Raw genomic sequence first — 13,309 nt, forward strand, 5'->3', positions numbered from 1 at the left:
AAAAAAGAATCAGTATGCCATAGGTGTCAAGCAAAGTGATATGGCAACGTACCTTGAAATTATACTCGCTGAGTATTGAAGGGATCACCTTAAGATTAGATTAATCGGTTTTTAGAAACGTGGGAAGGCGCTTATATTATGCTACACTTCGCGCCCATCATGAATTAGAGGACTTTAACGGTTTGAACGCTCTGGAATTGCGCGCCTCACTGGCGCTTGCCTTGGTGTACGTTTTACGTATGTTGGGTTTGTTTATGGTGATGCCTGTATTGGCCGTTGCAGCCATGGACTATCCTGATTATTCCCCGTTAATGGTGGGCCTTGCTGTTGGTGGTTATGGCCTCACGCAAGCCGCGTTACAAATTCCCATGGGTATGATGTCTGATAAATGGGGTAGAAAACCGGTTATTTTGTTGGGCTTAGCAGTGTTTGCTTTGGGCAGCTTTATTGCCTCCCAAGCTGATACTATGGCGTGGATGATAGTGGGTCGCATACTGCAAGGCGCCGGTGCAATTGCCGGAGCCATTATGGCATTGGCCACTGATGTTAGTCGAGAGAGCCAGCGGGCCAAAGTGCTCGCTATTATCGGGATTGCCATCGGATTTTCTTTTTACCTTGCGGTTATCATTGGGCCTCTTATTGCTAAAAGTTGGGGGCTAGCCGGTATTTTTTCGGTGACTGGGGTGCTCGCTGTACTTTGTATGCCTCTCGTTAAATGGGTTGTTCCCAATGGCGTTAAGGTGAGCAGCGGTGATACCCTCCCGCAAAAAGGTCAACTTGCCGAGCTCGTCTTCTCTTCTCAACTATGGCGTTTAAATGTAAGCGTTATGGTGTTGCACATGCTAATAACACTACTTTTCGTACAGCTGCCCGTGACACTTTTGCATTTTGACATGACTTTGGACAGTCACTGGACACTGTATTTACCCGTACTGGGCGTGTCTGTCCTGGGGCTCATCATTATGATGGGGATGGCACGAGGAAGAACGCCTAAATCATATCTTTTTGTGGGTGTCTCACTGATGGGCGCTGCGTTCTTAGGACTCGCACTCAAAGACAATAGTTGGTGGGTTACGTCGGCTGCTGTGGTGTTGTTTTTTACCGGCTTTAACTATTTAGAAGCAAACTTTCCCGCTTTAGTTTCAAGTATTGCCCCTGCCGGACAAAAGGGCACTGCAATGGGGATTTACGCCAGCTTCCAGTTTTTCGGCGCGTTTTTAGGTGGTATGCTTTCAGGTATTGTCACCAATATTTTCTCACCAGAAGCGGCTTATCTAGTGGGGGCCATAAGTACCCTCATTTGGGTCGTGGTGTTGGGTGGGTTAAAAGAAGTGAGCCGAGTAAAGCGTATCACCATGAGTTTGGACAATACTGTGGCACCTAATCACCATTTATCCGCAAAGCTAATGCAGGTGTCAGGAGTATTAGAAGTGACGTTAAACAGTAATAGTAATGCGGCATATTTAAAAGTGAATCGAGACTTCAATGCGGTAGAAGCGCGTAAAGTGTTGGAAAGTGGCTAAGCGCTATACTCCCAAAACAAGATAACGTAAAAAAGAGTATTGGCTGAGCAAGGAGGAGACACCAATGATAGATTTATCACGCTACCAAGGTATCATTTTTGATATGGATGGTACCTTAGTGGATTCTATGGGCGTTCACGTTGAAGCTTGGCAAGTAACTTGTCGTGAGTTTGGTTACCCATTTGATAGAGAATACCATCATAGCCTTGGTGGTGTCCCTACTGCTGAAACGGCTGTTTTATTAAATAAAAGGTACGGCTGTGAGCATGACCCATATGCCGTCGCGGCATTTAAAAAGAAGGTATTCGATGAGCTTGAAGACCTTCCAGCGCTTATTGAAGACACCCTCATTATTTTCCAACGATACATAGGCAGTAAGCCTATTTCAGTAGGGACTGGCTCTGACAGAGCACATGCCACCTGGTTGTTATCTCAGCACAATTTACTTAACCCATTACACGCGTTGGTGACATCTGATGATGTCGCTAAAGGGAAGCCTCACCCGGATACCTTTTTGCTAGCAGCTAAAAAAATGGGTATTGCGCCGGAAAACTGTGTTGTATTTGAAGATACAGAAATGGGTAGGCAGGCCGCAGTGAATGCCGGTATGGCCTGTATTATGGTCATCAACGGCCAAGTGCAAACTGGACTGTAATATATTGCTAAACGCATAAGTGAAGTAAGCCGGTCTTAACTCTTTGACTTGCTTGACTTATCGCTTTCTTTACCGCAAGAGAATAGACGCGATTTTTGCTCTCCTTTTCATCAGATCTCTCAGTTTCAGCCAGTATGAAGCTTTGCCCTCGATACACTTGAGATGATGAGAACTCGGTATCAACATTGGTTTTATGCGCAACGTTTAACACAACGGTGGCTGATATCTTGTCATTGAGGGTTTTTAAAAAGGCGCGTTCAAGTGAGACGTTAACGCTAACCTTGTTATCTGTATCTGATAAAACGTTCATTTCGGTCAAACTTTCGCTCAGCCATTGGAAAACAGGGTCCGATAGACTTTCATTATTTGTTTCATGTAAGACAAGCGTTTTGCTGGTTCGGTTGTCTGTTAATGACGATAGTGTTAAAGCGCAACGCTTTGCATTGGCTAACGTTTTTTGGTGGGCCTTTTTATTAGCTTCAGGAATGAGTGTGGTTTCTAAATCTTGGGTAGATTCACACGCATATAACGTAAAGGTGGCCAGTAAAAGCAGCTGAAATTTTAATGGTACTTTCATTTTCATTGATAATAAATTCCAATCTATGTGTGTGGTTAACGGTGTATCTTAATCGCCAATCATTCTGAGTATATCGCTAGCTAATAGGTTTAAGAATGGAACATGTGTGTCAACTTGTTTCAAACGGCATGACTGAGACACACATGTAAAAAGATGAGTAACATGGACATTCACTTTTAAAGTGGGTGTCCATGTTGCTCAGTGTGTGTCTAAATAAAAGTGGGTGTCCAATAAAGAGGGGATTGATGAGCTGAGCTTGTTTCGCACCCATGAGTTTGCTTTAATGAACGCTTATTCATCAAGGATTGAATGTGAAAATGACGAGAGGATTGATAGTTTTCTTTATTGCTATTGGGTTAAGTGCGTGCGCAATAAATGTAACGCCAAGTGCTTTCTTCTACCAAGACAACCAAAACAAACCATTAAATACCACCAAACTTCATGCAGCCATTCAGCAGGACAAAACATCTGCAGGTATCACCCGAGTTGAAATAACCAATGCGCAGGGCCTTGTGTTAAGAGGCGTCGCGGCGTCATACCCAAAACCGAAAGTAAATATTATTTTCTACCCCGATAACCGAATGCCGCTAAGCGAAAACAACAGCATTTTACATCGCCTAGGTACACTACCAGCTAATATCTTATGGATGGATTACCAAGGTGTTGGTGCCAGTGAAAAGTCGGGTAAACTTAGTATTAATGCGATTAAAGACGATGCATTGACCATTTTTGATTATGCAGAAGGTATTTTTGATGAAGCGTTGCCCACCATAGTACACGGGCGAGGCGTGGGAAGTTATTTTGCAAGCTACGTGGCTGCCAATAAGCCTATCGACGGTTTAGTACTTGATGGTGCATTTAACAATATCTCTGATCTCATTGCCAACATGGTTCCTTCGTTTTCAAATTCAATCACTTCAATGAAGCTGCATCCTGAAGTTCACTTGATGCAGATAGCACCGATTTTACGGCATTACGAAGGGCCATTGTGGATGCTTGTAGGCGCAGACGACAGTGTTACCCCGCCAGCGATTAGTCAGTCACTAATGAATAATGCTGCGAGTACTCAAAAACGTCTTTATATTATTCCCAAGGCTACGCACAATGCCACACTGAAAAGCGACCGTGCTATGGCAGACTATCGCGTTTTTATCGCAAGTTTGTCAGATATTTAGCAGTGTGGGCTAACGATTTGTCCTGTGGATAAAGTGTGGATCAACTTGTTATTAACTCACAAATTGCCGTAGGGTGGGGTCTGATCGAGATCCCACCAATGAAGCTGGTCGGATCACGTTAGCGCAATAATATCAAGGGTTGTGGCGTATTTATTCAAGATCACTGCGTAGATTGATCGTCATCTGAGTAAGGATCACGCAAACTGGTCTCTTGGGGATAAAGATTTTTCTTTACCGATCACTATCAAAGCGTTGTCAATACCACGCATCCATGAAATTTTTTATATGGAAGTGGCGTTAAACGCGGGTCAATGAGTCACGTTTAACAATGGTAGGGGTATATTTAAAGGTTAAGCCTTCCTCTGGCTGAATCCCACTTGCATATTTAAGGGCAAGCTCAGCGGCCTTTGCTGCCATCATTTCAATAGGATAGCGCAGCGTCGTCAATTTAGGTCGGCAGTATTTCGCAAGTAACACATCATCGTACCCAACTACCGAAACGTCGTCTGGTACGCTTATACCGTGATCTTGTAGCATTGTCATTGCGCCTGACGCCATTGCATCGTTATAGGCCAACACAGAGGTAAATTTAGCCCCAGTCGCCAATAAGTTCTGCATAGCAAGTTCGCCGCCTTCTTGGTCTGGAGACGCGTATTCAATCATGCTTTCAGGCAAATCGATGCCAGCGGCTTTCATTGCTTCTCGTATACCCTGTAATCTGTGATTAGGGTCGTCAATCCTGTATTGGCTGCTAATTACGGCCAAGCTTTTGTGGCCTTGGCCGATAGCGTACTCTGCCATCAATCGCCCACCCGTCACGTTATCAAGCCACACGCATCGATTAGCAATTTCGGGGATATAGCGGTTAATCAGTACAAACCCGGGAATTTGTTTGGCAAAGTCAATAAGAGTTTGGTCATCAAGGGCTTTGCTATGAACCACCATCGCTTCTACTCTGTGCTCAAGTAAAATTTCTATGGCGCGGCGTTCGGTGTCTTGTTCAATGGAGCCAGCACTAAGCAGTATTTGAACATTATTCTTACGAGTAACGGTTTCTACGCCGTGGGCTAACATGGCAAAGAAGGGGTCGTGCAATTCGGCTAATACCACACCTAAAGAAGCACTACGTTTGGTTACCAGCGCCCGGGCATTTGCATTGGGACGGTAACCCATTTCTTCCATTATACGTTTTACCCGTTTGCGAGTTTCCTTCCCAACCTTGGGGCCATCGTTAATGACGCGAGATACGGTTGCTAGGGATACACCAGCTGCTTGTGCAATATCTTTTATTGTAGCCATGAGAACAAATATGCAGTCTTTTTAATTAGTTAAATAAGGGCAAATCGACACTAGTGCCTAAAATAAAGGCATAGAATTGCCGATGATAATGGGTGTCTCTGTATTCGTTTTAGGGGTACAGCGTACAGGAATTTTACAAAAAATCATAAACATGTTGTTTTATTAGGTGATGTAAATTTTCAAGAAAACGTATACCCTCCTTAACATCTATTGAGCAGACACTGCTAATGCAGTGCCAATCATCAATTGTGAAAGGTTAATATATTGTTATGAAAGTTCAAAGCACTGAGTTTGGTGTTTACCAAGGAAAGGTGGTTAATGCCTTTACGCTGATTAACGACAATGGCATGAAAGTCACGCTACTTAGTTTAGGTGGGATTATTCATGATATTCAAGTGCCTGACCGAGCAGGGCAGCTACATGCTTGTGTTCAATCACTTCCCGATTTACACGCCTATATTGACGACCCTAGTTACAATGGGGCTATTGTGGGTCGGTTTGCAAACCGCATAGGTAATGCAACTTTTACCCTTGATAACGCAGTGTACAAGTTGGATAAGAATGGCGGCGAACATAATCTGCATGGCGGCATTGCTGGCTTTCATAAAAAGGTATGGCAGTCGAAAGTCTGCAAATCTGACAGTGAGGTCTCTGTCCATTTTTCACTTAGTAGTGAAGACGGTGAAGGGGGATTCCCTGGAAACGTTGAGGTTACAGCGGTGTATACACTTGGCAATGACAACGCCTTAATGCTGGAGCTTCATGCCACCACCGATAAAGCTACCCCGCTAAGCTTAACCCAACATGCCTATTTTACTCTCAGTAAGCAGGCCACAGTGGGCACTACAGAAGTTCAAATACATAGCCAAAAAATAACCGATGTGGATAGCACTCTATTACCCACGGGGCGCTATGTGGATGTCGCCAATACCCCGTTTGATTTTAGTCAGCAAAAGGCCATTGAGACGCAAAGCAATAAGTCTCATCCACTCTATGAGCTGGTGGGTGGCTACGACCACAACTACGTGCTTTTACCCAGTGTAGAGGGGCAGCCTCAGGCGAAAGTGGCGAGCTCAGACACGGGGATTTGTATGTCGCTCTATACTGATTTGCCCGGTTTGCAGTTTTACACGGGAAGCTTGCAATCAACTTCTCAATTAGGCGCACTCTGTTTAGAGCCGCAGTATTTTCCTGACTCGCCGAATCGCCCAGAGTTTCCTGATTGTATTGCGACCCCCGAGGCTCCTTACAAGGCGTACATTCGCTACACATTCGAGCACATTTAACGAGAGACAAATAGGTAAGTGGCAATAAACGTAAACAAAACGTGTAATTTATTTAACAAATAGTTTTCTTTCTCGTTTGAAATTAAACTAGGCTTCGTTTACTATTTAGGGTAAACGTTTAACCCGTAATTCAGACAGGTGGTCAGGCATCGCATTTTGGCATGTCTGGCCTTCTAATATGGTGAGAGTATTTATGGCAACCCCGTTCGACCCCACAAACGATCCCCATCGTCGTTATAACCCGCTACTTGGCGAGTGGGTGTTGGTATCGCCACATCGCGCAAAACGTCCTTGGCAGGGGCAATCTGAAGAGCCTTCAAACGAGCAAAAACCAAGTTACGATCCTAACTGTTATTTATGTGCAGGTAATACCCGTATTAATGGTGAAATTAACCCTGACTATACGGGTACTTTCGTATTTGAGAACGACTTTGCAGCACTGAAAAAAGACACGGAAGACGCCAGTGAATCAGAGGGGCTTTTTCAATTTCAAACAGAGCAGGGATGTAGCCGAGTTATTTGTTTTTCGCCGGATCACAGTAAAACATTGCCTGAACTGACCAACGACCAGCGTATGCAAGTTGTTGATTGCTGGAAGAAGCAAACCGCGGACTTAGGTCAACAATACCAATGGGTCCAGGTGTTTGAAAATAAAGGCGCTATGATGGGGTGTTCAAACCCTCACCCCCATGGGCAGGTATGGGCGCAGCAGCATTTGCCATCCGACCCAGCGAAAAAGTTAACCCAATTGGGCGAGTATTACAGCACGTACTCTCGTCCGTTATTGCTCGACTATGCTCGCCAGGAAGTAGAAAAACAAGAACGTGTGGTTTGTCAAAATAACCATTGGGTTGTGGTTGTACCTTATTGGGCGGCTTGGCCATTCGAAACCTTGTTGTTACCTCTGTTTGATGTGCAGTCGTTAGATAGCATTAGTGACCAACAAACCGAGTCGCTAGCAGAAATTATTGGCGAAATTACTACTCGCTACGACAATTTATTTGAAACTTCCTTCCCGTATTCAATGGGATGGCACAGTGCGCCTTTTGACAATCAGGCACACCCTGAGTGGACGCTTCATGCGCATTTCTTTCCGCCACTTCTTCGCTCCGCAAGTGTTAGAAAGTTCATGGTGGGTTACGAAATGATGGCTGAAGCACAACGGGATTTAACCCCTGAGCAGGCAGCCGACCGTTTAAAGGCATTGCCCGTTCAGCACTATAAGAAACGTGAGAATAACAATGGATAAGCAATTGCTGTCTGCAGAATTTGAACAACATTTTGCCCACGCACCAGCCCTCGTTGCCCATGCTCCTGGGCGCGTAAACCTCATTGGCGAGCATACAGATTATAATCAGGGTTTCGTCTTTCCCGCCGCCATCAATTTCGGCACCTGGGTGGCAGCGTCAGCCCGCGATGACAATAAGATTGTGGTGACAGCGAGGGACTATAGCAATGCAACTAACGCCTTTGCCATCGACAATATTGAATATGATGAAGAGCAGGGATGGGCAAACTATGTACGTGGTGTCGTTAAGGTTCTGCACGAAGACGTTGCCGGGCTTAAAGGGGCAAACCTCTTTGTGACTGGTAACGTGCCACAAGGGGCAGGCCTAAGTTCTTCAGCTTCCTTTGAGGTTGCTATTATTAAAGCCTTGAGTGCGTTGTATGAATTACCCGTAGATGGCGTGAAAGCCGCCCTCCTGGGGCAAAAAGCGGAAAATACCTTCGTTGGCTGTTCGTGCGGTATCATGGATCAGCTGATTTCAGCGATGGGTAAAGAAGGTAATGCGATGTTGTTGGATTGCCAGTCGCTAAACATTGCTCATTCGCCTTTACCCGCATCTCACCAAATTGTCATCATTAATTCCAATGTGAAACGTGGTTTGGTGGACAGTGAATATAATTTGCGACGTGAACAATGCGAACAAGGCGCATCTTTATTAGGTGTATCTTCATTGCGTGAAGCATCTATCGACATGCTTGAAAAAGCGAAGCCTCATATGCCTGACGTGGTGTATCGCAGAGCCAAGCACATCATTACCGAGAATGCGCGTACCCTAAGTGCCAGTACCGCTTTGAAAAATGGCGATATCGTCACTGTTAGTGAGGCAATGGCAGCGTCTCATGCGTCAATGCGAGATGACTTTGAAATTACCGTTCCGCCCATTGACTACCTCGTTAAAATTATTCATTCACTTATCGGCAACACTGGTGGTGTACGAATGACGGGGGGCGGTTTTGGCGGTTGTGTTGTCGCGCTAGTACCCACAGACCGTGTCAACGATGTTAAGCAATGTGTCGCAGATAACTATTTTAATGAAACCGGATATCATGCCGACATTTACGTGTGTACTGCTACGCAAGGAGCCTTTGCGTAATTTAACATTTTCTTTTTTCTTTTCCCTAATAACACCGTTATTTTTATAGCGGAGTGTCCCTTACGCCGCATTGCATACGTATGCGGCGTTTTTTTATCTAAAAATCACCTCCCTCGGTGAAAAAAGTTAAATAAATGTGATATTAATGGCGAACTTTCCTCTTTTATGAGGCAGTCGTGTAGCGGCAACACATAACAACGATAGAGCGTGCGATTTTAATTGGGCGCTATTACTCGTCGCATCTAATTTTACTGTGGGAAGAGATATGAAGTTAGCATCAATAGATATTACGGTTTTCGTGATATATGTGGTTGCACTTGTGGGGATTGCGTGGTGGGTGTCACGTGAAAAACAAGGGCATAACAAAGACACCAATGATTACTTTTTAGCAGGTTCTAGTTTGCCTTGGTGGGCCATTGGAGCATCATTAATTGCCGCCAATATTTCTGCCGAACAAATTATTGGCATGTCGGGTTCTGGGTATCAAATAGGGCTGGCTATCGCTTCTTATGAATGGATGGCAGCCATAACACTTATTATTGTAGGGAAATACTTTCTCCCCATTTTCCTGAAACACAAAATTTACACCATGCCGCAATTTCTAGAGCAGCGATATGATCACCGCGTGCGCAAGGTTATGGCTATTTTTTGGTTAGGTGTGTATGTCTTCGTAAATTTAACGGCTGTGCTTTGGTTAGGTGCATTGGCTATTAATACCATTGCCGGTGTAGATATGATTTACGGCATGATGTTTTTAGGCATATTTTCACTGGCCTATTCACTGTATGGTGGTTTAAAAGCTGTCGCCATGACTGACATCATTCAAGTGGTCTTATTGGTGGCGGGGGGGTTATTTCTGTCCTATACGGCGCTCAACCTTATTAGCGATGGCAAGGGTGCTATACAAGGCTTTATTCATTTAACGGAAGCCTTACCAGAAAAATTCGATATGATCCTTGCCAAAGACAATCCTCATTATATGGATTTACCTGGTTTGTCAGTACTTATCGGCGGCATGTGGATCATGAATTTATCGTACTGGGGCTTTAACCAATACATTATTCAGCGCACATTAGCCGCAAAAAGTGTGCAAGAGGCACAAAAAGGTATTGTGTTTGCAGCATTCTTAAAGCTACTAATGCCGCTTATTGTGGTGCTACCGGGCATTGCCGCTGTCCTTATCGTGCCGGATTTAGGCAAAGCTGATCAAGCCTACCCAAGCCTTATGACGCTAATGCCTGTAGGGTTGAAAGGCGTTATTTTTGCCGCGTTAGTCGCCGCCATTGTTTCGTCATTAGCCTCAATGACAAACAGTGTATCCACCATTTTTACTATGGACTTATATAAAGATAAGCGGCCTGACGAATCACAACAGCATTATGTCACGGTAGGGCGTATCGTGAGCTTCGTTGCACTTGCTATTGCGATGGTTGTGGCTAAGCCATTGCTTGGAAATTTTGATCAAGCTTTTCAATATATACAAGAGTTTACGGGCTTCTTTACACCCGGAATCTGTGCACTATTCGTGTTGGGTATGTTTTGGAAGAAAACCACAGCGAATGGCGGGTTATCAGCAGCATTGGGCTCGTTCATTTTAAGTTTGGTCTTTTGGCAGTTTTGGCCTGCTCTACCCTTTATCGATCGCGTCGGTATCGTCTTTCTTCTTTGTACAGCACTGGTCATTGTGGTGTCTCTAGTGGAGAAAAAAGGCGAGAGTGATAGTGCAGTGCAGCTGCATGATGTTGAATTTAAAACGACCTCAAGTTTTAACGTTGCGTCTGCAGCTGTAATTATCCTAACAGCCGCATTTTATATTGCTTGGTGGTAAGCAAAAACTAGGCTGAAGGTCAGCTGATACTTACGTTAAATGTTGTTAGCTTTATGGGTAAAGTTAAGGTACGCGAAAAACTCTCTTTTTCGCGTACAAAATACGATATACTAATCGGCTATTATCGATGAACTTTAGTGCTTGTTGCTGTCATAGCTTTTAGAAGCTGACGGCTGCAAGCCAACAATTACGTTACAGGAGACATCAATGGCAACGAAAGGCGTTAATAAGGTTATTCTTGTCGGAAACCTTGGCAATGATCCTGAAGTAAGATACATGCCAAACGGAAACGCCGTTGCGAACTTAAGCCTTGCCACCAGTGAAAGCTGGAAGGACCAACAGGGTCAGGTTCAAGAACGCACTGAGTGGCACCGTCTTACCATGTACCGTCGCTTAGCAGAAATTGCCGGAGAGTACCTGAAAAAGGGCTCGCAAATTTACGTTGAAGGTAAACTTCAAACCCGTAAATGGCAAGATCAACAAGGGCAAGATCGCTATACTACAGAAATTATTGTCGACCAAATGCAAATGCTTGGCGGCCGTGGTGGAGAAGCTGGCGGCGGCAGCGGTGGTTATCAGCGTCAGCAGAGCAGTCAAGGTGGTGGTTACAACCAAAACCAAGGCGGTGGATATAATCAGCCTGCTCCACAAGGCGCTCCGCAAGGTGGTCAACAAGGCGGATATAATCAAGCTCCACAAGGTGGCGGTCAGTCGCAGCCTAAAACACCGCCAATGGCAGAGCCAGACTTTGATTTTGACGATGACATTCCGTTCTAGACAAAGACAAAACACCAAATGTTGAAAAATAATCTTAAAAGCCGCTTTTTAGCGGCTTTTTTATTGTCTTTTTATAGCTAAGTCATCGCTAAGTCTGTTATCAAGAAGAGCGATGAATACGTTTTCCCTGTAAATGTTAAATTTAACGCGCTTTCTGTTCGTTTAATTACTTAAGCTTATTTATTAAAATTCATTTAAATAATGGGCTTGTGCTTGTATGTTGTGGGATGCAGGGTAATATAAAAGCATCTAATAATTCACAAAGTATTAGCATTAAAATGAAAACGTTATCCCTGCTACTTGTTGCCACCACAATAGTCAGTGGCGCCACCTTTGCTGCCCAAACTCTATATAAAGATTATCCCGCAGATGTTATGCCTGAACTGAGTGAATCCGGTGAATTCCCAGTTGGCGTTACCACAATGGAAGTGACCTACCCTGAGGCCGCGATGACCATGGAAGGTAAAATGGAAACCCGGGGACTTACGTTAGAAGTCTGGTATCCCGCGCAGAAAGCTACCGAGAACACGTTGTATTCTGATGAAACACGCAGTGGCCAAGTATTTGAAATTCAGGCTGATGCTTCTCGTGATGTTGCAATAGCGGAGTCTGAGAGTAAGTTCCCTATTGTGGTTGTGTCTCATGGTTACACAGGATACCGCACATTAATGTACTACTTAGGTGAGCACCTTGCTTCCCATGGGTATGTTGTGGCGGCCATCGACCACACTGACTCTACTAATAAAGATGTTAATTTTGCAGAAAACCCTTATTCAGGTTTTCCTAGCACCTTACTCAACCGTTCAAGAGACCAAGTGTTTACCTTAAATGCTGTTACCGATAGTGAATTCTTCAACGCTAGCGTGGATGCGACTAAAGCCGGCGTGATCGGCTATTCAATGGGGGGCTTTGGCGCTGTAAGTACCGTTGGGGGGTGCTATGCTTTTAACGACGAGGCGGCGGCTACTTTTACGGGTACTAAAGATCCTGCGGTTATCGCGTTAGTCAAACAAGCGTTAAATACCTGCGCGGGTGGAAAGGCTAGCAGTGACGATACATTAAGTGCCTGGAAGGCCGCATTAGCCCTTGCACCGTGGGGCGGTCAGCACCAAATATTTGACGTGGATTCCCTTAATAATATAAACGTACCTGTTTTATACGTAGCAGGGGACAACGATGATATTTCAGGCTACGACGGAATTCGTTGGTTGTTCGAAAATACGGGAAGCAAAGACAGCAAGCTACTCACCATTAAAAACGCACGTCATAATGTGGCTCCCCATCCGGCACCTAAGGAAGCATTTGGCAACGAATTTGATATTGGTTCTTACCTCGAGCCCGCTTGGGATACACAAAAGCTAAATGCTATTAACGAGCACTTTGCGTTGGCATTAATGAATTGTCATGTAAAGGATATGGCTGAGTTTTGTGATTACCTCAATGTAAAGGGCAGTAGCGACCAAGTACTTGTTGAAGGGAAAAAGCCTGCTCCTTGGAAAGGCTTCGACGACCGTTGGGCACTTGGGCTCATCGTTGAAGGTAAATAGAACACATGTGCTAATGGCGACATAAAGCAAACCATAGGAAGGGCGTTAAGCGCCCTTTTTCATTTTTATTCATCGACCTTCCTTCCTATTTCCTCATTCCTTTGTCGCGTGTTCCGACGTGTTTGCGCAACGCTAGCATTTTGTTACAGAAAGCATTTTAATTTATAGACGGGCTAACGTAGATTAGAAAAAGCGCGAATGTGCAACCTATGAAGATGTCTCACGCCATGGTGTGAACAGTTGCTCGACTATACTTAATCA

11 protein-coding genes are annotated in these 13,309 nt (G+C 44.6%); 9 read left to right on the forward strand and 2 right to left on the reverse strand.

Annotated elements, in window-relative coordinates; all coding sequences use genetic code 11:
• Window positions 1-182 precede the first annotated feature (182 nt).
• Together IUA53_RS01120 and IUA53_RS01125 are read left to right on the forward strand one after the other, a co-directional pair.
• On the forward strand, window positions 183-1,523 hold the full coding sequence (locus IUA53_RS01120) for an MFS transporter (protein ID WP_044449199.1): 1,341 nt from the start codon (window positions 183-185) through the stop codon (window positions 1,521-1,523).
• A 64-nt stretch (window positions 1,524-1,587) separates the two neighbouring features.
• Window positions 1,588-2,178 (forward strand): HAD family hydrolase, encoded by a 591-nt coding sequence (locus IUA53_RS01125; protein ID WP_196898018.1) that lies wholly within the window; start codon window positions 1,588-1,590, stop codon window positions 2,176-2,178.
• Between the two features lie 7 nt (window positions 2,179-2,185).
• Here the strand turns inward: IUA53_RS01125 and IUA53_RS01130 are convergent, their stop codons facing one another.
• The gene (locus IUA53_RS01130) at window positions 2,186-2,761 is read right to left on the reverse strand and encodes a hypothetical protein (RefSeq protein ID WP_052364230.1); all 576 of its coding nucleotides are present in this window, start codon (window positions 2,759-2,761) and stop codon (window positions 2,186-2,188) included.
• A 311-nt stretch (window positions 2,762-3,072) separates the two neighbouring features.
• Here IUA53_RS01130 and IUA53_RS01135 point away from each other — a divergent pair, with 311 nt between their 5' ends.
• Window positions 3,073-3,930: an alpha/beta hydrolase gene (locus tag IUA53_RS01135; protein ID WP_196899388.1), complete on the forward strand. Its 858-nt coding sequence runs from the start codon at window positions 3,073-3,075 to the stop codon at window positions 3,928-3,930.
• 297 nt (window positions 3,931-4,227) lie between these two features.
• On the opposite strand, the gene IUA53_RS01140 is transcribed toward IUA53_RS01135, so the two are convergent.
• Window positions 4,228-5,229 carry a LacI family DNA-binding transcriptional regulator gene (locus IUA53_RS01140; RefSeq protein WP_044445955.1) on the reverse strand — a complete coding sequence of 334 codons (1,002 nt, stop codon included), beginning with the start codon at window positions 5,227-5,229 and terminating at the stop codon, window positions 4,228-4,230.
• A 269-nt stretch (window positions 5,230-5,498) separates the two neighbouring features.
• Here IUA53_RS01140 and IUA53_RS01145 point away from each other — a divergent pair, with 269 nt between their 5' ends.
• From IUA53_RS01145 to IUA53_RS01170, 6 genes are all read left to right on the forward strand, one after another.
• The gene (locus IUA53_RS01145) at window positions 5,499-6,515 is read left to right on the forward strand and encodes an aldose epimerase family protein (RefSeq protein ID WP_196898020.1); all 1,017 of its coding nucleotides are present in this window, start codon (window positions 5,499-5,501) and stop codon (window positions 6,513-6,515) included.
• 193 nt (window positions 6,516-6,708) lie between these two features.
• Window positions 6,709-7,764, forward strand: a complete 1,056-nt coding sequence (locus IUA53_RS01150; protein WP_044445957.1) for a UDP-glucose--hexose-1-phosphate uridylyltransferase — start codon at window positions 6,709-6,711, stop codon at window positions 7,762-7,764.
• Window positions 7,757-8,896: a galactokinase gene (gene galK / locus IUA53_RS01155; RefSeq protein ID WP_044055584.1), complete on the forward strand. Its 1,140-nt coding sequence runs from the start codon at window positions 7,757-7,759 to the stop codon at window positions 8,894-8,896. The genes IUA53_RS01150 and galK overlap by 8 nt, the downstream gene beginning before the upstream one ends.
• Before the next feature lie 265 nt (window positions 8,897-9,161).
• Window positions 9,162-10,724, forward strand: a complete 1,563-nt coding sequence (locus IUA53_RS01160; protein WP_196898022.1) for a sodium/sugar symporter — start codon at window positions 9,162-9,164, stop codon at window positions 10,722-10,724.
• A 207-nt stretch (window positions 10,725-10,931) separates the two neighbouring features.
• Window positions 10,932-11,501, forward strand: a complete 570-nt coding sequence (locus IUA53_RS01165) for a single-stranded DNA-binding protein (RefSeq protein WP_196898024.1) — start codon at window positions 10,932-10,934, stop codon at window positions 11,499-11,501.
• A 278-nt stretch (window positions 11,502-11,779) separates the two neighbouring features.
• The gene (locus IUA53_RS01170; RefSeq protein WP_196898026.1) at window positions 11,780-13,048 is read left to right on the forward strand and encodes an alpha/beta hydrolase family protein; all 1,269 of its coding nucleotides are present in this window, start codon (window positions 11,780-11,782) and stop codon (window positions 13,046-13,048) included.
• Window positions 13,049-13,309: the final 261 nt, after the last annotated feature.

The sequence above is a fragment of the Alteromonas sp. B31-7 genome (assembly GCF_015767655.1).
GTDB lineage: Bacteria > Pseudomonadota > Gammaproteobacteria > Enterobacterales > Alteromonadaceae > Alteromonas > Alteromonas australica.

Bases quoted from the DNA above. Each gene is read 5' to 3' on its own strand.
- IUA53_RS01125 (WP_196898018.1), top strand. From the start codon at position 1,588: ATGATAGATTTATCACGCTACCAAGGTATCATTTTTGATATGGATGGT.
- IUA53_RS01130 (WP_052364230.1), bottom strand. From the start codon at position 2,761: ATGAAAATGAAAGTACCATTAAAATTTCAGCTGCTTTTACTGGCCACC.
- IUA53_RS01135 (WP_196899388.1), top strand. From the start codon at position 3,073: ATGACGAGAGGATTGATAGTTTTCTTTATTGCTATTGGGTTAAGTGCG.
- IUA53_RS01140 (WP_044445955.1), bottom strand. From the start codon at position 5,229: ATGGCTACAATAAAAGATATTGCACAAGCAGCTGGTGTATCCCTAGCA.
- IUA53_RS01145 (WP_196898020.1), top strand. From the start codon at position 5,499: ATGAAAGTTCAAAGCACTGAGTTTGGTGTTTACCAAGGAAAGGTGGTT.
- IUA53_RS01150 (WP_044445957.1), top strand. From the start codon at position 6,709: ATGGCAACCCCGTTCGACCCCACAAACGATCCCCATCGTCGTTATAAC.
- galK (WP_044055584.1), top strand. From the start codon at position 7,757: ATGGATAAGCAATTGCTGTCTGCAGAATTTGAACAACATTTTGCCCAC.
- IUA53_RS01160 (WP_196898022.1), top strand. From the start codon at position 9,162: ATGAAGTTAGCATCAATAGATATTACGGTTTTCGTGATATATGTGGTT.
- IUA53_RS01165 (WP_196898024.1), top strand. From the start codon at position 10,932: ATGGCAACGAAAGGCGTTAATAAGGTTATTCTTGTCGGAAACCTTGGC.
- IUA53_RS01170 (WP_196898026.1), top strand. From the start codon at position 11,780: ATGAAAACGTTATCCCTGCTACTTGTTGCCACCACAATAGTCAGTGGC.